This window comes from Pseudomonas sp. TAE6080 (assembly GCF_018732265.1).
In the GTDB taxonomy this organism is placed as follows: domain Bacteria; phylum Pseudomonadota; class Gammaproteobacteria; order Pseudomonadales; family Pseudomonadaceae; genus Aquipseudomonas; species Aquipseudomonas brenneri.
Genome location: NZ_JAHIDY010000023.1, coordinates 31,394 through 54,399 on the forward strand (window position 1 = coordinate 31,394; position 23,006 = coordinate 54,399).

24 protein-coding genes and 1 pseudogene are annotated in these 23,006 nt (G+C 61.2%); 12 read left to right on the plus strand and 13 right to left on the minus strand.

Annotation, left to right across the window (positions count from 1 at the left end):
• Nucleotides 1-44 precede the first annotated feature (44 nt).
• The 6 genes and pseudogenes from KL786_RS17615 to KL786_RS17640 all read left to right on the plus strand — a co-directional run bounded on the left by KL786_RS17615 (nt 45) and on the right by KL786_RS17640 (nt 6,299).
• A pseudogene (locus KL786_RS17615) lies at nt 45-640 on the plus strand (NAD(P)H-dependent oxidoreductase).
• Nucleotides 627-1,025 (plus strand): MerR family transcriptional regulator, encoded by a 399-nt coding sequence (locus KL786_RS17620; RefSeq protein ID WP_154841726.1) that lies wholly within the window; start codon nt 627-629, stop codon nt 1,023-1,025. Before KL786_RS17615 ends, KL786_RS17620 begins: the two are co-directional and overlap by 14 nt.
• A gap of 113 nt (nt 1,026-1,138) precedes the next feature.
• Nucleotides 1,139-1,381, plus strand: coding sequence for an exodeoxyribonuclease VII small subunit (locus tag KL786_RS17625; RefSeq protein WP_029299452.1), 243 nt, complete (start codon nt 1,139-1,141; stop codon nt 1,379-1,381).
• Nucleotides 1,378-2,265 carry a (2E,6E)-farnesyl diphosphate synthase gene (gene ispA / locus KL786_RS17630; protein ID WP_215518441.1) on the plus strand — a complete coding sequence of 296 codons (888 nt, stop codon included), beginning with the start codon at nt 1,378-1,380 and terminating at the stop codon, nt 2,263-2,265. Before KL786_RS17625 ends, ispA begins: the two co-directional genes overlap by 4 nt.
• Before the next feature lie 110 nt (nt 2,266-2,375).
• Nucleotides 2,376-4,274 (plus strand): 1-deoxy-D-xylulose-5-phosphate synthase, encoded by a 1,899-nt coding sequence (gene dxs / locus KL786_RS17635; RefSeq protein WP_215518442.1) that lies wholly within the window; start codon nt 2,376-2,378, stop codon nt 4,272-4,274.
• Between the two features lie 153 nt (nt 4,275-4,427).
• The gene (locus KL786_RS17640; RefSeq protein WP_215518443.1) at nt 4,428-6,299 is read left to right on the plus strand and encodes a TonB-dependent receptor domain-containing protein; all 1,872 of its coding nucleotides are present in this window, start codon (nt 4,428-4,430) and stop codon (nt 6,297-6,299) included.
• 146 nt (nt 6,300-6,445) lie between these two features.
• On the opposite strand, the gene KL786_RS17645 is transcribed toward KL786_RS17640, so the two are convergent.
• From KL786_RS17645 to ltrA, 12 genes are all read right to left on the minus strand, one after another.
• Nucleotides 6,446-7,243: a cobalamin-binding protein gene (locus KL786_RS17645; protein WP_215518444.1), complete on the minus strand. Its 798-nt coding sequence runs from the start codon at nt 7,241-7,243 to the stop codon at nt 6,446-6,448.
• Entirely contained in the window at nt 7,243-7,662 is a 420-nt protein-coding gene (locus KL786_RS17650; RefSeq protein WP_215518445.1) for a nuclear fragile X mental retardation-interacting protein 1, read from the minus strand. The genes KL786_RS17645 and KL786_RS17650 overlap by 1 nt, the downstream gene beginning before the upstream one ends.
• Nucleotides 7,659-8,276, minus strand: coding sequence for a GTP cyclohydrolase II (gene ribA / locus KL786_RS17655; protein WP_032861645.1), 618 nt, complete (start codon nt 8,274-8,276; stop codon nt 7,659-7,661). The genes KL786_RS17650 and ribA overlap by 4 nt, the downstream gene beginning before the upstream one ends.
• 256 nt (nt 8,277-8,532) lie before the next feature.
• The gene (locus KL786_RS17660) at nt 8,533-9,261 is read right to left on the minus strand and encodes a substrate-binding periplasmic protein (RefSeq protein WP_215518446.1); all 729 of its coding nucleotides are present in this window, start codon (nt 9,259-9,261) and stop codon (nt 8,533-8,535) included.
• A gap of 66 nt (nt 9,262-9,327) precedes the next feature.
• Nucleotides 9,328-10,293, minus strand: coding sequence for a thiamine-phosphate kinase (gene thiL, locus KL786_RS17665; RefSeq protein ID WP_215518447.1), 966 nt, complete (start codon nt 10,291-10,293; stop codon nt 9,328-9,330).
• 18 nt (nt 10,294-10,311) lie between these two features.
• Nucleotides 10,312-10,812, minus strand: coding sequence for a transcription antitermination factor NusB (gene nusB, locus KL786_RS17670; RefSeq protein WP_029299437.1), 501 nt, complete (start codon nt 10,810-10,812; stop codon nt 10,312-10,314).
• Nucleotides 10,809-11,285 carry a 6,7-dimethyl-8-ribityllumazine synthase gene (ribH, locus tag KL786_RS17675; protein WP_003176356.1) on the minus strand — a complete coding sequence of 159 codons (477 nt, stop codon included), beginning with the start codon at nt 11,283-11,285 and terminating at the stop codon, nt 10,809-10,811. The genes nusB and ribH overlap by 4 nt, the downstream gene beginning before the upstream one ends.
• A gap of 90 nt (nt 11,286-11,375) precedes the next feature.
• Nucleotides 11,376-12,467: a bifunctional 3,4-dihydroxy-2-butanone-4-phosphate synthase/GTP cyclohydrolase II gene (ribBA, locus tag KL786_RS17680; RefSeq protein ID WP_032861641.1), complete on the minus strand. Its 1,092-nt coding sequence runs from the start codon at nt 12,465-12,467 to the stop codon at nt 11,376-11,378.
• Between the two features lie 15 nt (nt 12,468-12,482).
• Complete coding sequence (locus tag KL786_RS17685) at nt 12,483-13,145, minus strand: riboflavin synthase (RefSeq protein WP_029299435.1); 663 nt, start codon at nt 13,143-13,145, stop codon at nt 12,483-12,485.
• Between the two features lie 48 nt (nt 13,146-13,193).
• On the minus strand, nt 13,194-14,330 hold the full coding sequence (gene ribD / locus KL786_RS17690) for a bifunctional diaminohydroxyphosphoribosylaminopyrimidine deaminase/5-amino-6-(5-phosphoribosylamino)uracil reductase RibD (protein WP_215518448.1): 1,137 nt from the start codon (nt 14,328-14,330) through the stop codon (nt 13,194-13,196).
• Nucleotides 14,327-14,791, minus strand: a complete 465-nt coding sequence (gene nrdR, locus KL786_RS17695) for a transcriptional regulator NrdR (protein ID WP_029299433.1) — start codon at nt 14,789-14,791, stop codon at nt 14,327-14,329. The genes ribD and nrdR overlap by 4 nt, the downstream gene beginning before the upstream one ends.
• A gap of 92 nt (nt 14,792-14,883) precedes the next feature.
• Entirely contained in the window at nt 14,884-16,590 is a 1,707-nt protein-coding gene (gene ltrA / locus KL786_RS17700) for a group II intron reverse transcriptase/maturase (protein WP_042853748.1), read from the minus strand.
• Nucleotides 16,591-17,772: 1,182 nt separating this feature from the next.
• On the opposite strand from ltrA, the gene KL786_RS17705 reads away from it, so the two are divergent.
• The 4 genes from KL786_RS17705 (at nt 17,773) to trxA (ending at nt 21,088) form a co-directional block, all read left to right on the plus strand.
• A complete protein-coding gene (locus tag KL786_RS17705) occupies nt 17,773-18,228 on the plus strand; it encodes a YbaY family lipoprotein (protein ID WP_032861635.1) in 456 nt (151 codons plus the stop codon).
• Entirely contained in the window at nt 18,225-18,878 is a 654-nt protein-coding gene (locus tag KL786_RS17710; RefSeq protein ID WP_215518449.1) for a class I SAM-dependent methyltransferase, read from the plus strand. Before KL786_RS17705 ends, KL786_RS17710 begins: the two co-directional genes overlap by 4 nt.
• Nucleotides 18,879-19,141: 263 nt before the next feature.
• Entirely contained in the window at nt 19,142-20,143 is a 1,002-nt protein-coding gene (locus KL786_RS17715; RefSeq protein ID WP_215518450.1) for an Abi family protein, read from the plus strand.
• A 72-nt stretch (nt 20,144-20,215) separates the two neighbouring features.
• The gene (gene trxA / locus KL786_RS17720; RefSeq protein WP_215518451.1) at nt 20,216-21,088 is read left to right on the plus strand and encodes a thioredoxin; all 873 of its coding nucleotides are present in this window, start codon (nt 20,216-20,218) and stop codon (nt 21,086-21,088) included.
• Here trxA and KL786_RS17725 read toward each other — a convergent pair.
• A complete protein-coding gene (locus KL786_RS17725) occupies nt 21,085-21,438 on the minus strand; it encodes a hypothetical protein (RefSeq protein WP_215518452.1) in 354 nt (117 codons plus the stop codon). The genes trxA and KL786_RS17725 overlap by 4 nt on opposite strands.
• 125 nt (nt 21,439-21,563) lie before the next feature.
• Here KL786_RS17725 and KL786_RS17730 point away from each other — a divergent pair, with 125 nt between their 5' ends.
• Nucleotides 21,564-22,160 (plus strand): DUF2796 domain-containing protein, encoded by a 597-nt coding sequence (locus KL786_RS17730; protein WP_215518453.1) that lies wholly within the window; start codon nt 21,564-21,566, stop codon nt 22,158-22,160.
• Between the two features lie 135 nt (nt 22,161-22,295).
• Complete coding sequence (locus KL786_RS17735) at nt 22,296-23,006, plus strand: ABC transporter ATP-binding protein (RefSeq protein ID WP_215518454.1); 711 nt, start codon at nt 22,296-22,298, stop codon at nt 23,004-23,006.

Consider the following 23,006-nt stretch of genomic DNA (forward strand, 5'->3'; position numbering starts at 1 on the left):
CGGCAGCCCCTACGCTGGGCATCATTTCCCTCAGGGCTTTCCCCGTGGTTCAGCGCATCCTGGTCATCCTCGGCCACTCCTCCAGCACCAGCTTCTGTTCGGCCCTCGCCGAGACCTACCTCCAATCAGCCAGGGCCGCCGGCCATGAAGTCCGCATCCTGCGCCTTGGCGAGCTGGTTTTCGACCCGATCCTGCACCACGCCTATCACCAGGCCCAACCCCTGGAGCCCGACTTGCTCGGCGCCCAATCCGACATACTCTGGGCGACACATCTGACATTCGTCTTCCCCATCTGGTGGGGCGGCGTTCCGGCCTTGTTGAAGGGGTTTATCGAGCGGATTTTCCTCGCCGGCTTCGCCTTCAAATACCGCAAGGGCAAGGCGTTCCCCGACAAGCTCTTGAAAGGCCGAACCGCCCACCTGCTGGTGACCATGGACACACCCGCGTGGTATTACCGCTGGTTCTACCGCATGCCCGGCATCCACCAGATGCGTAAGACCACCCTTGAGTTTTGTGGCATCAAGCCGATCAAGACAGTGATGTTCGGCCCGCTACTGGGCTCTACGGCGGCGCAGCGCGACAAGTGGCTGAAGAAGGCCGGCACACTCTTTTAGGAAAGGATCTGCATGTACATCGGTAAAGCCGCGCAGTTGTCGGGCACGACAATCAAGGCGATTCGTCACTACGAGGACATCGGCCTGCTGCCGCCCCCGCAACGCGAGGGGCGGTATCGGGTGTACTCGGCGCAGAGCGTTGAGCTGCTGACGTTTATCAAGTGTGCGCAGCAGTTGGGATTCAAGCTCAAGGAGTTGCAGGGGATTTTGCACGGGCACCGTGGCGACGAGCTGCCATGGCAGCGCGCCAACCAGGCGATTGCGCAAAAGAAGGTCGAATTGATGACGCAGATTACAGCCCTGCAACAGGTGCATGCCGGGCTGGTGGCGTTTGAGGGCAGCCTGGAGCAGGCCCAGGGCCAGTGCCCATTTGCGCGGTTGGTGGAAACGGGCACCGCACCCAACACCTAGTTCAGCAGGTCGCCTCATTGGTTTTGCAGGGCGTGCTCAAGCGCCCCTTATTTGCCCCTCCCCCCCCTATCTGCTAGTGTCGCGCCCGTTTACCGTCAACCGGAATAGCCGCCATGGCCCGCAAAAAAGTTGCACTCGATTTCGAACAATCCCTCGCCGATCTGCAAACCCTGGTCGAGCGTCTGGAGAACGGCGAGTTGTCGCTGGAAGACTCGTTGACGGCATTCGAGCAAGGCATTGGCCTGACTCGCGACTGCCAGAGCGCCCTGGCGCAGGCGGAGCAGAAGGTCCAAGTGTTGCTGGAGCGGGATGGGGAGTTGGCCGAAGAACCTTTCGACGCGGAACAGGCGCAATGATCGACGTTTATCAGGCCAGCAGCCAGGCCCGGGTCAATGCTGCGCTGGAGCCGCTGTTTGTCGCGCCAAGCCCGGAACTTGCACGTCTGTATGAAGCCATGCGCTACAGCGTGATGAACGGTGGCAAGCGCGTGCGGCCGTTGCTCGCCTACGCGGCCTGTGAGGCGCTGGGTGTGGACGCCGCGCAAGCCAATGGCGCGGCGTGTGCAGTGGAGTTGATTCATGCCTACTCGCTGGTGCATGACGACTTACCAGCGATGGACGATGACGATCTGCGTCGCGGCCAGCCCACCACCCACAAGGCCTTTGACGAAGCCTGTGCGATCCTCGCCGGTGACGGCCTGCAAAGCCTGGCCTTCAGCGCCTTGCTCGACCCACGCCTGAGCGACGTCAATGCCCAGATCCGTTTGCGCATGGTCACCGCGTTGGCCACGGCAGCGGGCCCGACGGGTATGGTCGGGGGCCAGGCGATTGACTTGGGTTCGGTCGGCCTCAAGCTGGACCAGCAAGCCCTGGAATATATGCACCGGCACAAGACCGGCGCGCTGATCGAGGCCGCCGTACACCTCGGCGCCCTGGCCAGTGGCCGCGCCGAAGCGGCGCAGTTGGCCGCCTTGCAGGTGTATGCCCGGGCCATCGGCCTGGCGTTCCAGGTGCAGGACGATATTCTCGACGTAGAAAGCGACACCGCGACCCTCGGCAAGCGCCAGGGCGCCGATATTGCCCGGGACAAACCGACCTATCCGTCGTTGCTCGGGCTGGAAGCCGCCAAGGCCTATGCCCTGGAACTGCGTGACCAGGCCCTGGACGCCCTGCGACCATTCGACGCGGCAGCCGCGCCGCTGCGCGACCTGGCGCGGTATATCGTCGAACGTCGCCACTGATTACAGCGGTCATTACGGCCGCCTATCAGCCAAGTTCGGTGCTCTGCGTGGGCAGTTTGCAATGCTTGAGGTAAACTGCCGCCTCTTCTATACCTATAACGATTCGCCTGATGCCCACGACGTTTCAAGAGATTCCCCGCAAGCGCCCGACCACGCCTCTGCTGGACCGTGCCAACACGCCGGCCGGCTTGCGCCGCCTGGGTGAAGCCGAGCTGGAAACCCTGGCCGATGAGTTGCGCCTGGAATTGCTCTACACGGTCGGCCAGACCGGTGGGCATTTTGGTGCAGGCCTGGGCGTCATCGAGCTGACCATCGCGTTGCATTACGTATTCGACACCCCGGACGACCGGCTGGTGTGGGACGTGGGGCACCAGGCGTATCCGCATAAAATCCTCACCGGACGCCGCGAGCGCATGGCCACTTTGCGCCAGAAGGATGGCATTGCCGCCTTCCCGCGCCGTGCCGAGAGCGAGTACGACACCTTTGGCGTCGGCCATTCCAGCACCTCGATCAGCGCAGCCCTGGGCATGGCGATTGCCGCCCGCCTGCAAAACAGCGATCGCAAGGCAATTGCCGTGATCGGTGATGGCGCGCTGACAGCCGGCATGGCATTCGAAGCGTTGAACCATGCGCCGGAAGTGGACGCCAACATGTTGGTGATCCTCAACGACAACGACATGTCGATTTCGCGCAATGTCGGCGGCCTGTCCAATTACCTGGCAAAGATTCTGTCCAGCCGCACCTACGCCAGCATGCGCGAAGGCAGCAAGAAAGTGCTGTCGCGCCTGCCTGGCGCGTGGGAAATTGCCCGCCGTACCGAAGAGTACGCCAAGGGCATGCTGGTCCCCGGCACCCTGTTCGAAGAATTGGGCTGGAACTATATCGGCCCGATCGACGGCCACGACCTGCCGACCCTGATCGCCACCCTGCGCAACATGCGCGACCTCAAAGGCCCGCAGTTCCTGCATATCGTCACCAAGAAAGGCAAAGGCTTCGCCCCGGCGGAAGTCGACCCGATTGGCTACCACGCCATCACCAAGCTCGAACCGCTGGACGCGCCCGTGGCGGCGCCGAAAAAGGCCAGCGGGCCGAAGTACTCCGGTGTGTTTGGCGAATGGCTGTGCGACATGGCCGCCGCCGACCCGCGCCTGGTAGGCATTACCCCGGCGATGAAGGAAGGCTCCGACCTGGTGGCGTTCAGCGAGCGTTTCCCGCTGCGTTACTTCGATGTGGCGATTGCCGAGCAACATGCGGTGACCTTTGCTGCCGGTATGGCCTGCGAAGGCGCCAAGCCGGTAGTGGCGATCTACTCCACGTTCCTGCAACGCGGTTATGACCAGCTTATTCACGACGTGGCGGTGCAGAACCTCGACGTGCTGTTCGCCATCGACCGCGCCGGTTTGGTCGGCGAAGACGGCCCGACCCACGCCGGCAGCTACGACCTGTCGTACTTGCGCTGCATCCCCGGCATGCTGGTGATGACCCCGAGCGACGAGAACGAGCTGCGCAAGATGCTCAGCACCGGGCACCTGTACAACGGCCCGGCAGCGGTCCGTTACCCCCGTGGCAATGGCCCGAATGCAGTGATCGAGAAAGACCTTGAGCCGATCGAGATCGGCAAGGGCATCGTCCGTCGCCAGGGCAGCAAGACCGCATTCCTGGTGTTCGGCGTGCAACTGGCCGAAGCCCTGAAAGTGGCGCAGAACATCGACGCCACGGTGATCGACATGCGTTTCGTCAAACCTCTGGACGAAGCCCTGGTACGCGAAATCGCCGGCAACCATGAGTTGCTGGTAACCGTTGAAGAAAACGCCATCATGGGCGGCGCCGGTGCGGCGGTCAGCGAGTTCCTGGCGCGGGAGAATATCCTCAAGTCAGTGCTGCACCTGGGTTTGCCGGACATTTATGTCGAACACGCCAAGCCGGCGCAGATGCTGGCCGAGTGTGGGCTGGATGAAGCGGGGATTGAGGCTGCGGTGCGCCAACGCATGGCCTTGCTCGGCCTGTAACCCAATCCTCCGGTAAAAACCGGATCAAATTGTGGGAGCTGGCTTGCCTGCGATAGCATCACCTCGGTCTCACTGAAAGACCGAGGTGTCTGCATCGCAGGCAAGCCAGCTCCCACATTGGTTTGTATCGTCATTGAATGCCACGGACAGCCTATGAATCACCTTCGCCTGGTCTTAGCGCTTTTACTGCTCCCCGCCACCAACCTGCTGGCCGACAGCTTTGAACGCGATGACGCCCTGAAGCTCCCCGACGTGGTGATCAGCGCCAACCGCCAGGTGCAGGCGCGCAATGACAGCAGCGCCGCCAACACGGTCTTCACCCGCGACGATATCGATCGCCTGCAACCCTCCAGCCTCACTGACCTGCTCAGCCGCGTGCCCGGCGTGCAAGTGGCGCGGACCGGTGGCCGAGGCAGTTTGCCGGGGATTTTCATTCGCGGCACCAAGTCGGCGCAAAGCCTGGTGCTGGTGGATGGCCAGCGCATTGCCAATACCACTTCCGGCGACAGCGGCCTGCAATACCTGAATGTCGATCAGATTGAACGGGTGGAAGTGCTGCGCGGGTCGCGCTCGGTGATTTACGGCAGTGACGCGATTGGCGGGGTGATTCAGGTATTTACCCGTCGCAATGCCGGGCAAGGCCTGCAACCGCGCCTGAAGCTGGGCTTTGGCAGCAACCACACCTGGGAGCGCAGCCTGGGCCTGTCGGGCGGCGATGAACGTACGCGCTTCAACCTGGGCGCGAGCCTGGATGAAACCGCCGGTATTGACTGGAGCCACGCATCCTTGCCCAACGACCGTGACCATGATGCCTATCGCAATAAATCACTGAGCCTGAACCTCAGCCATGAGTTCAGCGATCAGTTGGAGGTGGGTTTCAACCTGCTGGATAGCCGGGGTAGGTCGGAATATGACAGTTTCGGCCAGAAGCCTTATACCGACTACACCGTCAGCAGCGCCAGCGCCTATATCGACGCCCAACTCAACGAGGCATGGCAGAGTCGTGTAGAGCTGGGCCACAGCGAAAACCGCGACACCAAGCGCGACAAGCTCAATACCGACCCCAGCGTGTTCAACACCTACCGCGACTCGATCAACTGGCAGAACGACCTGACGCTCGATCAGCAAAATAGCCTGATTCTGGGCGGCGATTGGTATGAAGACCGTTTCCACGGTAAAGAGACGTACAACGAAAACAGCCGCTGGAACCGCGCCGCATTCGTCCAGCATCGTTTCAAGGGTGAGTGGTTTTCCACCGAACTGGGGCTGCGCCGAGACCAGAACCAGCAATTTGGCGGGCAGAACAGTTGGAGCGGTACGCTGACCTTGCCGGTCAACCCCGATAACGACGTGCTGTTCAGCTACAGCGAAGGGTTTCGCGCGCCGACGTTCAATGATCTGTACTACCCGAACGACAACGGTTTTATAAGCAGCAACCCAGACCTAAAACCTGAAACCTCCAAAAGCTACGAGGTGCAGTGGCGTAGCCAGCTCAGCGACGTCAGCCGGTTAGAAGCCTCGCTATACCAGACTGATATCAAGGACGCGATCATCTATGACAGTACGGGTCCGCACAACGTAGCTTCCGCCCGCATCAACGGCTTCGAAGCCGCACTCAAACAGGAGCTGTTCGGCTGGCAAGGCAACCTCGGCCTGTCGATCATCGACCCACGCGACCGCAACAGCGGCCACACCCTCGCCCGCCGTGCCCGGCGCACCTTGAACCTGGACCTGGATCGGCAGTTCGATCAGTTGAGCCTGGGCGCCAGTTGGCAGGCAATCAGCAGCAGCTACGATGCCGAGGACAACAAAAACCGGCTCCCAGGCTATTACCTGGTGGGATTGCGCAGCGGTTGGGCGCTGAATCGGGAAGTGGCGCTGTCGCTAAAGGTCGATAACTTGCTGGATCGCCGCTATACACGGGCGTGGTACAGCTATGACGATCCGAATTTCAAGAACAACCAGCCGTATAGGGAAGAAGGCCGGACGTGGATGATTGGGGTGACGTGGACGCCGCAGCTCTGAGGTTGTCTGGGCCGACGCCATCGCAGGCAAGCCAGCTCCCACATTTGACTGTATTCACACATCAAAAGGTGGGAGTTCGGCAGTGCAGAATATTTTGGCCACACCACAGAACAAATGTGGGAGCTGGCTTGCCTGCGATAGCGGTCTTAGCGGTTCGGCGCAATCACCTGACACAACCTGGCCACCGCTTCCACCATCTGCCCACTGGGCCGCTCCAACCCTTTATCCGGCACGATCAGCAAGCGCCCTTGCGCCACCGCCGCCACCTGGGGCCAGGCCTTCCAGTCCTCCAACTGCGCTTGATCCGCCGCCAGGATCACCTCGGGATCACGCTGTAACACCGACTCGATGCTGACCTGTGGCGCTGGCAACTTGAGGTCATCAAACACATTGCGTGCGCCGCACACACTTAACGCATCGCTGATGATCTGCCCACCGCCCACGGTGTACAGCGGCTGATTCCACACCTGATAGAACACCCGCAACGGCTCGCTGCGGTGATAGCGCTGGCGCAACGCAGCCAAGCGTTGGCGCAGTTGCGCGGCCAATTGGCGACCGGCATCGGCACGACCCAACTGCCCGGCGATGGCTTCCACCTGACTGCTCAGTTGTTCAAGGCTATGGGGCTCGGCAACGTAGATCGGGATGTTCAGGCGTTTGAGTTGCTCGCGCTGGGCGGGGCCGACGCTGCCGGGCCAGAGCAGCAGCAAGTCCGGCTGCAGGCTAAGCAGTCGCTCCAGATCCAACTGCCCATAGCGCCCCACCGAAGGCAGGTTGCGCAGTGCTTCAGGCCGTTCGCCGCCGTCGAGTACGCCCACCAACAGATCGGCAGCGCCCAGTTCAACGACGATTTCAGACAAGGAAGGCGCGAGGCTGACCACCCGTTCGACCGCCGTTGCCGTCGCGCTGGCGGCCAGCAGCAGAACCACCAGCCAGCGGCGCATCAACCGAGCTGACGCGGAATGCGGTAGAGGTAGAACAGCACCAGGGTCGACAAGGCCAGGAGAAACAGCGGCACCGCTTCCAGACCGACGAACACAGCCAGCGCACCGATCCAGGCCGGAAACGCCGCGACCAGCAATGCCGTGCGTCGACGGGCTGCAAGGGTGATCCAGGCGGCCGATTCTTCAGGTGTATCGAGGGCCTTGGAGGTGGCGATCAACGCGTGTTTGTAGCCATGGAAGTAACGCAGGCTGGCAAACATCGAGGCGACACCGGCGATAAAGAACGGCATCGCCAGCACCGGCAACAGCGGCTTGCCCTGGCCAAATACCAGGTTGATCACGAACAACGGCAGCAACGCCAGCGCCAGGTACTGCCACCAACTGAAGGACAGCCGCCGCTTGACCTGGCCGCGCGTCACGCCCGGTCGACCTCGCCCTGATGCTCGTTGCCCATCATGTGGTCGAGCTTGCTGGCCTTGGTCGCCAGGTAGAGTTTGTTGTGCGGGTTATGCCCGGTGTGCAGCGGCACGCGCTCGGCGACGGTGATGCCCATGTCGGTCATGGCCTTGACCTTGCGCGGATTGTTGGTCATCAGGCGCAGGGACTGCACGCCCAGATGCTCAAGCATCGGCAGGCAGATGGCGTAGTCGCGCTGATCGGCGGCAAAGCCCAGGCGCTCGTTGGCTTCCACGGTATCGGCGCCGCCGTCTTGCAGTTCGTAGGCGCGAATCTTGTTCAGCAGGCCAATGCCACGGCCTTCCTGGCGCAGATACAGCAACACGCCACGACCTTCACGAGCGATGGCTTGCAAGGCGGCTTCCAGTTGCGAACCGCAGTCGCAGCGCTGGCTGAACAATGCGTCGCCGGTCAGGCACTCGGAGTGCAGGCGGCCCAGGACCGGAGCACCATCGGCCACATCACCCAGACTGAGCACGACATGTTCGCGCCCGGAGGCTTTTTCAAGAAAGCCATGCATGGTGAACGTGGCAAAAGGGGTAGGCAGCTTGGAAGCAGCAACGAAAACGACGGGCACCGTGTGCTCCTGATTTCAGATTTCACAGAGGCGGGCATTGTAACAGCACGTTCCTACAGACGCTTAAGCTGAATTATCGCTGATAAAGATCAATAGGTTCGATTGGCCTTTGCCTGGGTTCTATGAACGCTCATCTTTTGATGTAGGAGCGAGCTTGCTCGCGAAGGACGTCAACGATAACGCGTGCTTGCAGGATAATCGCGGTGTTCTCTGGTTCTTCGCGAGCAAGCTCGCTCCTACATTAAAGGCATGGTGATCAGAACGGATAGGGCTGGTGCCAACGTTCGAAGATCGGCTTCAACTCGCCGCTTTTCACCAAAACCTCCATGCGCTGGTCAAACAGCGCCATCAGCGCCCTGCCCCGTTCGTTATCAGCAAACCCCAGGAACAATGGCAGCTCGGCCACATGGGTGAGCTTGAACACCGACGGATCAGACGCTTGGCCAACCACGTGTTTTACCTCGGTCAAGGCGTCGATATAGAAGTCTGCCCGCCCTTGCTGGAGCATCGGCAAAATCCCGCTGCGGCGCTCGATCTGGTTGAAACGGTGAATATTGGGCAGGTACTCCTCGTACTTGTAGCCGCGTACCCAGGCCAAACGGTAATTGCCCAGAGTCGCGAGGGTCGGTGCCGGGCTGCTTGCCAGGCCAAGGGCGTAGATGTGATCGGAGTCGTAGTGCCTGTGTGCGTATAACACGCCTTCGGTCTCATCCCGATAGGAGCCGATCCAGGCGTCCGCTTCGCCACGCCGGACCAGGCCGACCGAACGGGTGTAGGGCACGCTGCGGATCTTGACCTTGATCCCGGCCGGCTCGAAGATTTCGCGCATCAGGTCCCAGCCCAGGCCACTGCCATCGGCGTTGGTGTAGTCGTTCCAGGTTTCACTGACCAGGCGAATCGGCCCAGGCACGACCTGCACCTCATCAGCCCGCACTGAAGACGCAACGATACACAGCAGGATCAGCAGCCAGCGACGTACATCCATGATGACGACCTCCTGTGAAAGCCCATCTTTTTCACAACCTAGCAAAGGGTAGCGTAGGTCACCACGTCACGGTGCCTGACGAAAATGCTGATAGCCACCAACGGCCGGGGTGATGTCCTGCCCGGCGGCATCGAGCAATGCCACGCCCGCCCCTGCCTCCACACGCCCAACCACATGGACCGGCCAACCGTCGGCCAGCAACGGCTCCAGCTCGCCGGGTGGCAAGGTGAAGGCCAGCACGTAATCGTCGCCACCACTCAAGGCGGCTGTATGGGCCCCGTCATCGCCCAGGAAGGCCAGCAGCGCTACAGACAGCGGCAGCCGTTGCCATTCAATCACCAGCCGCACGGCAGAAGCCTTGGCGATATGCCCGCAATCAGCCAGCAGGCCGTCGGAGATATCCAATGCTGACGTAGCCTTGCCACGCAACGCCAGGCCCAAGGCCAACTGCGGTTGCGGCGACCAGTAATGTGCCAGCAACGGCTGGGCGATAAGCGCGTCAGCGCTGCGCTGCCCCAATACCAACGGCAAGGCGCCGGCAGCATTGCCCAGGTCGCCGCCCACACACAGCAAATCGCCCGGCTGCGCACCGCTGCGAGTCAGCGCCTGGCCCGCCGGGACACGGCCAAACACGGTGACGGTCAGGCTCAGCGGCCCACGGGTGGTATCGCCGCCCACCAGGCCCACGCCACAGCGCTGGGCCATGGCGTTCAAACCCTGGGCATAGCGCTGCAACCATTCGGCCGAAACCGTCGGAGTGGTAAGCGCAAGGGTAAACGCGAGGGGGTTGGCGCCCATGGCTGCCAGGTCGCTGACTGCCACCGCCAGCGAGCGCTGGCCGAGCAGGAACGGATCGCAGGGGTCGGCAAAATGCACGCCGGCCACCAATGTATCGGTAGAGATCGCCAGTTGCTCCCCTGGGGGAACCGCCAGCAGGGCGCAGTCGTCGCCGATCCCCAGGGCAATACCTTCGCCACCTTGCGCACAGGGCGCGGCGGCAAAGTAGGTGCGGATCAGCTCGAACTCGCCCATCAGGGAGCCAAGCGCAGGTTAGCGCTTGTACGCCTTCACTTCGGCTTCACGCAGGCGCGGGGCCAGCTTGTCGAGCACGCCGTTGACGAACTTGTGACCGTCGGTCGAACCGTAGACTTTCGCCAGTTCGATACCTTCGTTGATCACAACGCGATACGGCACGTCGACGCGCTTGAGCAGCTCCCAGGTGGACAGGCGCATCACGCACAGTTCAACCGGGTCCAGCTCTTCGAGGGTCAGGTCCAGGCAAGGTGCCAGGGCCGTGTCGATCTCGCTCAGGTTGGCATGCACGCCGTGCAGGATGTCGTGGAAGTACGGCAGGTCGGCGAAGGTAAAGTCGTTGTCGACTCGGAACTGCGCTTCGATTTCGTTCAGCGAAGTACCCGCCATCTGACGCTGATACAGCGCCTGGGTCGCCAGCTGACGGGCAGCACGGCGCTTTTCGTTCTTCGATGGCTTGCCGGCGTCCGCAGGACGTGGCTCGCGTGGGTTGAAACGATCGCTCTCGTCGGAAATCACTTGGCCTCCAACTGCGACAGCAGGCTGACCATTTCCAGGGCGGACAGGGCAGCTTCAGCGCCTTTGTTGCCGGCCTTGGTGCCGGAACGCTCGATGGCTTGCTCGATGGAATCAACGGTCAGTACGCCGAAGGCCACTGGCACGCCGAACTCCATGGACACCTGGGCCAGGCCCTTGGTGCACTCGCCAGCCACGTATTCGAAGTGCGGAGTACCGCCACGAATGACTGCGCCCAGGGCGATGATTGCTGCGTATTCGCCTTGCTGGGCAACTTTCTGCGCAACCAGTGGAATTTCGAAGGCGCCAGGGGCACGGATAATCGTGATATCGCTTTCGCTCACACCGTGGCGAACCAGGGCGTCCACGGCACCGCTTACCAGGCTTTCAACCACGAAGCTGTTGAAGCGGCCAACCACCAGGGCGTAGCGGCCTTTGGGGGCGATGAAGGTACCTTCGATGGTCTTCAGGGTCATTCGACAAATCTCTTAAAGAGCCGGGACGCGTCTATGACGCGCCCCTTAGTGATATTTGAACCGCGAACAAGACGCGACAATCGTCGGCCTTTATTCGGAGGGCACGTATTCTACTACTTCCAGGTCGAAACCGGATATCGCATTAAATTTCATGGGAGCACTCATCAGGCGCATTTTGCGCACGCCCAGGTCACGCAGGATCTGCGAGCCGGCACCGACGATGCTGTAGGTGGTCGGTTTTTTCACCGGCACCTGGTCAGCGCTTTCGCGGATATGCGCCAGCAACACATCGCCATCCACCGGGTTACCCAGCAACAGTACGACACCGCTACCCGCCTCGGAAACCGCGGCCATGGCGGCTCGCAGGCTCCAGCGGCCCGGCTGCTTGACCATCAGCAGGTCGCGCAACGGGTCCATGTTATGCACACGCACCAAGGTCGGCTCTTCGGCGCAGATGTTGCCCAGGGTCAGGGCCATGTGCACGTCGCCTTCCACCGAATCACGGTAGGTCACCAGGTTGAAATGCCCCAGTTCGCTGTCCAGCGGCTGCTCGGCAATCCGCTGAACGGTACGTTCGTGGATCATCCGGTAGTGAATCAGGTCGGCAATGGTGCCGATCTTGATGTTGTGTTCGGCGGCAAAGGCTTCGAGTTCAGCGCGACGGGCCATGGTGCCATCGTCGTTCATCACTTCGCAGATCACCCCGCTCGGCTCGAAACCGGCCATGCGCGCCAGGTCGCAGGCGGCTTCGGTGTGGCCGGCACGGGCCAGGGTGCCGCCAGGCTGGGCCATCAGCGGGAAGATATGCCCAGGGCTGACGATATCTTCGGCCTTGGCATCTTTCGCAGCAGCAGCTTGCACGGTGCGGGCCCGGTCGGCGGCGGAGATACCGGTGGTCACGCCGGTGGTCGCTTCAATCGAGACGGTGAACTTGGTGCCAAAACCCGAACCATTGCGCGGCGCCATCAGCGGCAGCTTGAGCAGTTCGCAGCGCTCGCGGCTCATGGGCATGCAGATCAGGCCACGGGCGTGCTTGGCCATGAAGTTGATGTGTTCAGGCTGGCACAACTCGGCGGCCATGATCAGGTCGCCTTCGTTCTCGCGGTCTTCGTCATCCATCAGGATGACCATCTTGCCTTGGCGGATGTCTTCAACCAGTTCTTCGATGCTATTGAGCGCCACGCGGCACCCCCTTGGTCAGGATTTCAGGTAGCCGTTAGCGGCCAGAAAACTTTCGGTGATGTTACCGGCTGCAGGCTCTGCGGCCTTATCGCCCAGCAACAGGCGCTCCAGGTAACGGGCAAGCAAGTCCACTTCCAGGTTCACCCGGCGACCCGGCTGGTACGAGGCCATGATGGTTTCGCTGAGGGTGTGGGGAATGATCGTCAGTTCGAATTCGGCGCCATTCACGGCGTTCACGGTCAGGCTGGTGCCGTCGACGGTGATCGAGCCTTTGTGGGCGATGTACTTGGCCAGTTCTTTCGGTGCCCGGATGCGAAATTCCACGGCCCGCGCGTTTTCGCTGCGTGCCACTACTTCGCCGACGCCGTCGACATGGCCGCTGACCAAGTGGCCGCCCAAACGGGTGGTCGGGGTCAGGGCTTTTTCCAGGTTGACCGGGCTGCCAGCCTTAAGGTCATTCATCGCCGTGCAGTCCAGGGTTTCCCGGCTGACGTCGGCGGCAAAGCCGTTTCCCGGCAGTTCGATGACGGTCAGGCACACGCCGCTGACGGCGATGCTGTCGCCCAGCTTGACGTCGCCAAGATCGAGCTTGCCGGTTTCAACCAACAGGCGCACGTCGCCGCCTTTGGGGGTCATGGCGCGGATGCTGCCGATGGATTCGATAATGCCGGTGAACATGGCCTTCTCCTGGAAAACAGTACGGGCGCCTGGGGCACCCGGTCAGAATTATACGCTCGCTGGGGGGAGCGGGATGGCAGTGACTCGCCAGTCGTCGCCTACAGCGCGCATTTGCGTGATCTTGAGTTGGGGGGCGTCGGCCAGTTTCTCAAGCGGCCAGTCCAGCAAAGGCCGAGCGGTGGAGCCCAGGAACTTGCCGGCGACGAAAATCACGTATTCGTCCACCAGGCCCTGCTGGGCAAACGCCCCCGCCAGGCTTGGCCCGGCTTCCACCAGCACCTCGTTGACGCCACGGGCCGCCAGGGCCACCAGCGCCGAGCGCAGGTCGACCTGGCCGTCGACGCCCGGTACCACCAGGCATTCGGGGCCACGGGGGAACTGGTTTTCCGGGGTCACGCAGGTGATGACCAGCGCCGGGCCGGCCTTGAAGAACGGGGCGTTGAGCGGCACCCGCAGGCGGCCATCGATCAGCACACGCAGCGGTGGACGCGACATGGCCAGGGCGGTGGTTTCGGCATCCAGGCCCAATTCTGCGGCGCGCACGGTCAGGCGCGCGCCATCGGCCAGCACGGTATCGGCGCCGGTCAGCACCACGCTCGCCTCGGCCCGCAGGCGCTGCACGGCGGCGCGGGCGGCAGGGCCGGTGATCCACTGGCTTTCACCACTGGCCATCGCGGTGCGCCCGTCCAGGCTCATCGCCAGCTTGACCCGCACAAACGGCAGGCCGTGCTCCATGCGCTTGAGGAACCCGGGGTTCAGCGCGCGCGCCTGGCTTTCCAGCACGCCGCTAAGCACTTCGATCCCGGCCTGGGCCAGGCGCTGCATGCCTCGCCCGGCCACTTCCGGGTTCGGGTCCTGCATGCCCGCGACCACCCGCGCTACGCCGGCCGTCACCAGCGCATCGGCGCAGGGTGGCGTATGACCATAATGGCTGCACGGCTCAAGGGTCACGTACACCGTGGCACCCCGGGCTTTATCGCCAGCGGCGCGCAAGGCGTTGGGCTCGGCATGGGGTTCGCCGGTACGTTCGTGCCAGCCTTCGCCGACAATCTGCCCATCACGCACAATCACACAGCCGACCCGTGGGTTGGGGTGGGTGGTGTACAGGCCCTTGCGCGCCAATTCGAGGGCGCGGGCCATGTAATGGGCGTCGAGCACAGCCTGTTCTACAGAAGGAGGGTTCATTCTTTGACCGGCTCACGGGCCAGGCGGTCGATTTCTTCGCGGAACTCGTTGAGGTCCTGGAAGCGTCGGTACACCGAGGCGAAACGAATGTAGGCAACTTCGTCGAGCTTTTGCAGCTCGCCCATCACCAGTTCTCCCACCACCAGGCTCTTGACCTCGCGCTCGCCGGTCGCCCGCAGCTTGTGCTTGATATGCACCAGCGCCGCTTCCAAGCGCTCGACACTCACCGGGCGTTTTTCCAGGGCACGCTGCATACCGGCGCGCAGTTTGTCTTCGTCGAAAGGCTGGCGGCTGCCGTCGGACTTGATCAGGCGTGGCAGTACCAGTTCGGCGGTTTCGAAGGTGGTGAAACGTTCACCGCAGGCCAGGCATTCACGCCGGCGACGCACTTGATCGCCCTCGGCGACCAGACGCGAGTCAATGACCTTGGTGTCGTTGGCACCGCAGAAGGGACAGTGCATGGTGGCAGGCAACAAAAAAGTCGGGTGGGGATGAGCCATTACTGGCTTATCCCCCCCTAAGAACCGTACGTGCGCCTTTCGACGCATACGGCTCAAGCCGTCATTAAGCCCCCAGAGGGAGCCGGTTTGTCCACGTGCAGACCACGGGTGTGGAGCTGATGGTGGCAGTTGGGGTGCAAGAGTACCCGATTCCCCATTGAGTCACTACCGCCCTGTGTGCGGAAGATTATGTGATGGTCGTGCCATCCCGTCTCTTTGGTGATCGGCTGCTTACACAACAGGCACAAACCTTTTTGACTGGCGTAGAGGCTACCGATTTGTTTCCGGTACTTCAGCTTATTCAGCATCCGGTCCATCCGCAGCTTTTCGCCCATCGTCTCCATGGCAGGGTCGTAGGGGTTGTAATCCCCACTCACCTTCTTGTGCCGCTCGATCGGAGTATCCGCAAGGGAATACAGCCCGATCTCCCGCCTCTTGCCGTTCGCCTCCAGAACCGTGGTTGCGAACATCCAACTTTTCCCTGCGATGGTTCGAAAATACTTCTTCCGGACCCATTCAAGAGATTTGTTGGGATGTCGCCTTTTCGCCCAACGCCAGAGTTTCACAAAAACTCTGTGGTCCATCCAGCTATACACTTGCTTGGCCACTACTGGCTGATGGTAAAACGCCCACCCCCTTAACATCGGGTTCAGCAGTCGGATCAAATCTTCCTGCTTACTCGTCTTATGGGTGTCGATTGCTTCCCTGACCTTGCTATAGAACGCCTTGACGTTCTTTTTACTCGGCTTGATCAGCAACGTTCCTTCGTATTTCCGGAAATTCCATCCAAGGAAGTCGAAGCCTTCGTCGATGTGGACGAGCCGCGTTTTCTTGAGTGACAGCCGTAGTCCTCGTGTTACGAGGAATTGCTCTACCCAAGGTTTCACCTCGTTTTCCAGTACCTCCGGAGAGGTACCCGTGATCACGAAGTCATCTGCGTATCGCACCAAATTCACCTTCAGCTTTTTCGCCCTTGTCACTCCTAGGTGTTGCTTGAGGAGTGTTTCCAGACCATCTAGTGCCAGATTTGCCAACACGGGGGAAATGATCCCCCCTTGTGGCGTACCCGCATCCGTTGCGTGTAACTGCCCCTTGTGGATGACGCCGGCCTTCAACCACTGCCGAAGCATCCGTACATCCGTTGGGACATTCCTTAGCAGCCATTCATGGTTGATGTTGTCGAAAAATCCTTCGATGTCCGCGTCCAGTACCCATTGAGCCGAGACTTTTTGGGATAAGCATACGAACAACTGCGCCATTGCATCCGCCGTGGAACGTTCGATCCTGAAGCCGTAGCTATTGGGATCGCCTCGGGTTTCAGCGACGGGAGACAGAGCCAGCATGTACAGCGCTTGCATGGCTCTATCCGTCATGGTTGGTATGCCCAGCGGGCGCTCCCGACCATCCGACTTCGGGATGTAGACTCGCCGTAGTGGCCGAGCCTTGTAACCCCGCGTTTTCAACAAACCAACCGCACTCCATTTCGCGTTAGGTGTATCCCAGAGTTGCTTATCGACTCCCGCCGTGCGGCTCCCCTGATTTTCCGTGACTCTCCGTACGGCCAAGTATCTAGCCGACTTCGAGCGGGTGAGCATCCGTTGCAGGGATTTGACCCTACGCCATTTGCCCTCCCGACAAGCCTTCGCAATTCGCACCTGCATTTCCCGGACGTTCCGCTGGACCCGACACCAATCGACGTCGTGCCACTGCTGTGGAATGCCGGAAAGCGCAGGCTCACCATGCTGGCTGAGCTCTTTCATGCTGCTTTCCTCTCAAAGTGAAACCACCCGAGCGGAAGGCGCACGTACCCCTTTCGGGGTGCATGCACCCCGAAAGGGTAGGATTATCAAGGGCCGATGAAGCTAAGCCCTGAAGTTGATGAGACGGTCTCAGTCAGAGTCATTGCGACAGAAGACCACGCAGAAGTCTGCCCGGTTTCCCGTGGGGTGATGTTCCAACCCCTGTCCAGACCATTACAGCCTGGCGTTCGCTTTCTCTGCGATCCCATACCCGCACCGCCAACAGTGTTCCTTGCGGTTCACCTGCCCAAAGGGCAGCGATACAGGCTTACCACGTTCCCTATCTGTCACACGACTGGGTTAGGACCCGCCTTTTCGCCGGTGGTCTTGATGACGACGTATCTCCACTCCCTACAGGGATAACCGACCACGTACCTTTTGGTTAGAGCCTGACAGCAGCTTTGGCTCCTTCATGCTCACGGCGTTTATCAGCGGTTCACATTAGTTGTCCCTACCAGTCAGCCTTGCGCCTCAACCCGGTGCAGCTCCGAGTCTCTACAGGCTTCCTCACGGAAGATCTGTACCCATTACGGGGGCTACGTTGTCGGGCGAGCTCCGAACAACACCGTTGCCAGTGATGCACGTCGCCCTAGGCTACCGTTGGTCGCACAACGAGTCCGCTACCATCCAGTGAAAGCGATGGTTGGACAATGACAGACAGAGCTTTCGCTCATGTCTCCGGAGAAATGGAAGCGGGGACGACCTAATAGGTCGCTCGCCTCTGAATTGTAACCTCCTGTTGCAAACGGGCAGGAGGAGACCCCTGCGGGGGTCTGGGCTCCCACAAGGGTTAGATTTAAGAGGCTCTCCAAAACCGGGGGTACCGGTTCTGCGGTCGTGCTACCGAGGGCTAAACGACCTTTGGGCTTGCCTGTCGCCGCAGCGATAAGTCCTTGAAGGCAATGGACTTCCGGGCAGGTTTTGTTTCCTGGGGGTGGCTACCCAAGTATTCGATTTCCTTGCGGAAATCCCATCAAGCTGACCATACAGCTTGATGCTGGAGACACGCTACGCGTGTCGCACAGGGAGGGCCATGGTAGCGCATCCCCGTGGCAAGACAAGCCATAGCCTTTACGGTATATAGGCTGACTATTATGTTTCTTATGTTTAGTTCACGGATTTTTGCCCTTTTTGGAGCCGTACATGCCGTTACGACCGCTGGTTTTACTCACTCTTTTCAGTTTTCTGGTCGCCTGCAGCAGCGAAGCGCCAAAACCGGCCGCACCGCAACCCACGCCACAACAAGAGAAAAAAATCCCCGGCCAGGAGCCTCTCGGGCCACTGCCCGCCTATCAGCGTGAAGTCAGCGGCACCCTCAATGGCGTACCGGCCGGCGCCGAAGTCGAGCTCGCGCTGCTGGTGATCGACGAGCGCAGCCGCCCGCAACAATTGCTGGCCAGCAGCGTGCTGATCGGCAACAACAAGCCGTTGGACTTCCGCCTGCGCTTCAACCCACAAGCCTTCCCGACCGGCGCCCGCGTTGAGCTGCGTGGCCGCGCCAGCCAGTCCGGGCAGTTGATCCTGCATCTGCCGGCGGTGCGCATCCAGCAGCCGATCACCCAGACCACCGGGCCACTGCAACTCGTCCGCGCACCATGACGCCACCGCTGGACCTGCAACGGGCCTTGGGCGAACTGATCGGCGACGCACAACTGGTGCCCTGCCCGTTGCCCGGCACCGACCTGGCGTTGTGGCTGCTGGACGCCGACAACATGGACCGCGCCTTCAGCCCCGAGGAAACCCGGCGCATCCTGCATGAGCCGCCCTATTGGAGTTTCTGCTGGGCCAGCGGCCTGGCACTGGCCCGCTACCTGGCGGCCAACCCGCAATGGGTGGCGGGCAAGCGCGTGCTGGATTTCGGCGCCGGCTCCGGCGTTGCGGGGATTGCCGCCGCCAAGGCCGGCGCCCTGGAAGTGGTGGCCTGTGACCTGGACCCTCTGGCACTCGGCGCCTGCCGGGCGAATGCTGGACTCAATGGCGTGACGCTGGGGTATTCGGCGGACTTCTTTGCCGAGGCCGATCGGTTCGACCTGATCCTGGCGGCGGACGTGCTGTACGACCGGGCGAACCTGCCGCTGCTGGATCAATTCCTCACCCGCGGGCGAGAAGCATTGGTCGCCGATTCGCGGGTGCGGGATTTCCAGCATCCGGACTACCAGCGGCTGGGGATCCTGGAAGCGCTGACCCTGCCGGACCTGGCGGAGCCTTGGGAGTTTCGCAAGGTGAGCCTGTACCATTCGCGGCGCTAGGCACCTTAGTTACAAATCTTCAGCAATAGAGTGGCTAAGACAGCGGCCGCAAGGGCATGGAAAATACCGTCCTCCCGCACGCGGCCTGGACGATCGATCGGCATGCATTTCCCCCTCGTTTCGCTGGTCGGCGTCTCTCCAAAGGCGTTGCAAAAACCTGGGCAGTTGCATAACCTGCTTGGTAATACACCCGCCATGCCTCTGGTTGCGCCAGCGACCAAGCACAAATTGTGCGGGTTTTTTATGCCTGGTGATTTTCCGGCATGAAGGTATTCGACAAGCCTGCCATTGACGTCCCGGCCCAGCTGGAACTGCTCAAGTCTCGGGGCTTGATAATTGACGATGAAACAGGCGCCCGGTGCTTCCTGCAGTCGGTCAGTTTCTTTCGATTAAGCCCCTATATGCGGCCCTTCCAACAACCGGAAGATATCGACCACCACTTCCATGCCGGCACCCACTTTCACCAACTGGCACGACTCTACGATTTCGACCGACGTCTTCGCTTATTGGTTATGGATGCTATTGAGCGGGTCGAGATCGCCTCCCGCGCAGTCATCAGTAATCACATGGGTCCCACCTACGGTAGCCATTGGTACATCGACAGCCAGACTTTTCACCCGACATTTGACCACCCGCGCCTGCTTGCAACGCTACACACCAAACAGTCTGTGGCGGCACGCGACTACGAACGCGAATGCCTGCGCATCGATCGACTGCACACAGACAGCAATCGAAAAGACCATCTCAAGCGTCAAAGAGCCAAAGAAAGCTATGCGCGCCACTATCCAAATACCTACAACCACCCACCTCTCATGCCTAGCTGGGCCATGCTGGAAGAGTTGACGCTGGGTGACCTCTCTCATCTCTACAAAGGCCTGGCCAGGGACGCGGATAAAAAAGCCATTGCCAGGCGCCTGGGACTGCCCGCACCACTGATGCAGTCCTGGCTTCACACGTTGACCACTGTTCGAAATATGTGCGCCCATCACTCACGGATGTGGAATCGGCAACTGGGCATTCGCCCCGAATTACCCAGGAAAGCCAATTTCCCGTGGCCAAACCATCTCCTCCAGCCAGGACCCCATACCCGCATTTTTCCGACACTTTGCATACTTAACCACCTGATGTATCAAGTCAGCCCCTGCACTCGCTGGGACCAACACCTTTATCACCTGATCAGCGACTTTCCCAACCTCAACCTAAAGGCGATGGGGTTCCCTCGTGACTGGTATCAGGACCCTTTTTGGCACGTATCTCGCGCTTGATCCTTGCGCGGCTTCCGATAGAGACCGCCAGTCTTTATAGTTGCCCCATCCCACGCGTCATTGAGAACCACCATGAGTGAGCCCACGCCGTACATTTTCGATGTCACCACCGCCACCTTCGATCAGGCAGTCATCGAGAATTCGTTCCACAAACCCGTGCTGGTGGATTTCTGGGCCGACTGGTGTGCGCCGTGCAAGGCGTTGATGCCGTTGCTGGCGCAGATTGCCGAGAGTTACCAGGGCGAACTGCTGCTGGCCAAGGTCGATTGCGAAGCCGAGCAGGATATCGTTGCGCGCTTTGGCATTCGCAGCCTGCCGACCGTGGTGCTGTTCAAGGATGGCCAGCCGGTGGATGGGTTTGCCGGGGCGAAACCGGAGTCTGAGATCCGGGCGCTGCTGGAGCCCCATGTGCAATTGCCACCACCGGCCGATGAGGACCCGCTGGAGCAGGCCCAGGCGCTGTTTGCCGAGGGTCGTATCAGTGAGGCCGAGGCCGTACTGGTGGCCTTGCTCGGTGAAGACAACACCAACGCCGCAGCGTTGATCCTCTACGCTCGCTGCCTGGCCGAGCGTGGCGAACTGGGCGAAGCGCAGACCGTGCTCGATGCGGTCAAGAGCGACGCGCACAAGGCCGCCCTCGCCGGCGCCAAGGCGCAGATCACTTTCCTGCGCCAGGCGGCTGACCTGCCTGATACCGCTGACCTCAAGGCCCGCCTGGCGCAAAACCCGCAGGATGATGACGCCGCGTATCAGTTGGCCGTGCAGCAATTGGCCCGCCAGCAATACGACGCGGCGCTGGAAGGCTTGCTGAAGTTGTTTATCCGCAACCGCAGCTACAGCGAAGGCCTGCCACACAAGACATTGCTGCAAGTGTTCGAACTGCTCGGCAATGACCACCCGCTGGTCACGGTCTATCGCCGCAAGTTGTTCGCTGCGCTGTACTAATCGCTGCCGATCCAACTGTACTGCGGCGTATCCCCGCCGCTGGACACCTTCACCTTGGCACTGTGACGCAAGCGCACCAACAGGCGCTTGCCCGCCTGGGCGTTGCCGGCCAGCCCTTCCAGGCGATCCGACAACTCCAGGCCGCTCAGCTGCCCGGCCTCGCGCAGCAGGTCCTGGGCGGCCTGCCACAGGTTTGCGTCCTGATTGAGCGGCGCTGGGGTGACAGGCGCCTCGCCCGTCACCGGCGTGGTCGCCTGCAGGTGCGCGCCCAGTCGCGCCCAATCGCTCGCGTCCAACTCCAGGGTCAAGTCCACGGGCAGTTCGCCGATGGTTCCACGAATTCGCATCATTGCTCGTCCTCCAGCAGTTTTCTGACGAGCATGCTCCCATGCGCCTTGCGCAACGCCAAGCAGACGGTCAAACTCTCAATGATATTGTTATAAGATCACATAACATTCATCCCGGGAGTCTTTCTATGCGCCGCCTGTTGCTCGCTTTGCCGTTTGCCCTGCTGCCACTGGCCATCGCCCAGGCCGCTGACGAACACAATCACGACCACGATCATGAACACAGCAGCCTTGGCGCCCATGAACATGGCGTGGGCCGCCTGAATGCGGTGCTCGATGCCAAGACTCTGGAACTGGAGCTGGAAAGCCCGGCGATGAACCTGGTGGGGTTCGAACACCTGGCCACTACCGACGCCGACAAAGCCAAGGTCGCTGCCGTGCGTAAACAACTGGAACAACCCTTGGCGCTGTTCAGCCTGCCGAAGGCCGCCGGTTGTGTGGTCAGCACCCAGGAACTTGAGAGCCCACTGTTTGGCGACAAGCCAGAAGACGATCATGACCACGCCACCGATGGCAAAGGCGCTGCCGCCCACGACCATGATCACAGTGAAATCCACGCCCACTATCAGTTCACCTGCGCCACCCCCGCTGCGCTGAAAAACCTCGACCTGGCGAACATCTTCAAGACCTTCCCCGCCACCCTGAAAATTCAGGTACAACTGATCGGCCCGAGTGGCCAGCAGGGTGTTGAAGCCACGGCCAAGACGGCCACCCTGAAATTCTGACTCCACACGGTTGATGTAGGCGCTGGCTTGCCTGCGATGCAGACGACGCGGTGTATCAGTGACACCGCGCCGATGCCATCGCAGGCAAGCCAGCTCCTACAGTTGACCGCGCTCTACAGGTGATGTTGAGTTCCCATGACCCAAGCACTGATCGAACTGTCCGACCTGGGCTTCAACTGGCCCGGTCATCCCCAGTTGCTGGATATCCCGGCATTTCGCCTGGAGCCGGGGGAAACCCTGTTTCTCAAGGGCCCCAGCGGTAGCGGCAAGACCACCCTGCTGGGCCTGTTGGGCGGTGTGCAGAAACCCACGCGCGGCAGCATTCGCTTGCTCGGCCAGGAGCTGACCGAACTGTCGGCCGGCGCGCGTGATCGGTTTCGGGTCGACCACACCGGCTATATCTTCCAGCAGTTCAACCTGCTGCCATTTCTCTCGGTGCGCGAGAACGTCGAACTGCCCTGCCATTTCTCCAAGCTGCGGGCGCAACGTGCGATCCAGCGTCATGGCAGCATCGATCAAGCCGCCGCAACCTTGCTCGCGCACCTGGGCCTCAAGGATGCGGGCTTGCTGGAACGCCGCGCCGACTCGCTGTCCATCGGCCAACAACAACGGGTCGCCGCCGCCCGCGCACTGATCGGCCAACCGGAACTGGTGATTGCCGACGAGCCGACGTCGGCCCTGGACCACGATGCACGGGAAGCCTTCCTTCAATTGTTGTTCGCCGAATGCCGCGAGGCGGGCGCCAGCCTGTTGTTCGTCAGCCATGACCAGAGCCTGGCTTCGCTGTTCGACCGCAACCTGTCGTTGGCCGAACTCAATCGCGCCGCCACGCCGCTCGAGGTTTGA

Coding starts and splice junctions, on each gene's coding strand:
- KL786_RS17620 (WP_154841726.1), top strand. CDS start 627: ATGTACATCGGTAAAGCCGCGCAGTTGTCGGGCACGACAATCAAGGCG.
- KL786_RS17625 (WP_029299452.1), top strand. CDS start 1,139: ATGGCCCGCAAAAAAGTTGCACTCGATTTCGAACAATCCCTCGCCGAT.
- ispA (WP_215518441.1), top strand. CDS start 1,378: ATGATCGACGTTTATCAGGCCAGCAGCCAGGCCCGGGTCAATGCTGCG.
- dxs (WP_215518442.1), top strand. CDS start 2,376: ATGCCCACGACGTTTCAAGAGATTCCCCGCAAGCGCCCGACCACGCCT.
- KL786_RS17640 (WP_215518443.1), top strand. CDS start 4,428: ATGAATCACCTTCGCCTGGTCTTAGCGCTTTTACTGCTCCCCGCCACC.
- KL786_RS17645 (WP_215518444.1), bottom strand. CDS start 7,243: ATGCGCCGCTGGCTGGTGGTTCTGCTGCTGGCCGCCAGCGCGACGGCA.
- KL786_RS17660 (WP_215518446.1), bottom strand. CDS start 9,261: ATGGATGTACGTCGCTGGCTGCTGATCCTGCTGTGTATCGTTGCGTCT.
- thiL (WP_215518447.1), bottom strand. CDS start 10,293: ATGGGCGAGTTCGAGCTGATCCGCACCTACTTTGCCGCCGCGCCCTGT.
- ribH (WP_003176356.1), bottom strand. CDS start 11,285: ATGACCCTGAAGACCATCGAAGGTACCTTCATCGCCCCCAAAGGCCGC.
- KL786_RS17685 (WP_029299435.1), bottom strand. CDS start 13,145: ATGTTCACCGGCATTATCGAATCCATCGGCAGCATCCGCGCCATGACC.
- ribD (WP_215518448.1), bottom strand. CDS start 14,330: ATGAACCCTCCTTCTGTAGAACAGGCTGTGCTCGACGCCCATTACATG.
- nrdR (WP_029299433.1), bottom strand. CDS start 14,791: ATGCACTGTCCCTTCTGCGGTGCCAACGACACCAAGGTCATTGACTCG.
- ltrA (WP_042853748.1), bottom strand. CDS start 16,590: ATGAAAGAGCTCAGCCAGCATGGTGAGCCTGCGCTTTCCGGCATTCCA.
- KL786_RS17705 (WP_032861635.1), top strand. CDS start 17,773: ATGCCGTTACGACCGCTGGTTTTACTCACTCTTTTCAGTTTTCTGGTC.
- KL786_RS17710 (WP_215518449.1), top strand. CDS start 18,225: ATGACGCCACCGCTGGACCTGCAACGGGCCTTGGGCGAACTGATCGGC.
- KL786_RS17715 (WP_215518450.1), top strand. CDS start 19,142: ATGAAGGTATTCGACAAGCCTGCCATTGACGTCCCGGCCCAGCTGGAA.
- trxA (WP_215518451.1), top strand. CDS start 20,216: ATGAGTGAGCCCACGCCGTACATTTTCGATGTCACCACCGCCACCTTC.
- KL786_RS17725 (WP_215518452.1), bottom strand. CDS start 21,438: ATGATGCGAATTCGTGGAACCATCGGCGAACTGCCCGTGGACTTGACC.
- KL786_RS17730 (WP_215518453.1), top strand. CDS start 21,564: ATGCGCCGCCTGTTGCTCGCTTTGCCGTTTGCCCTGCTGCCACTGGCC.
- KL786_RS17735 (WP_215518454.1), top strand. CDS start 22,296: ATGACCCAAGCACTGATCGAACTGTCCGACCTGGGCTTCAACTGGCCC.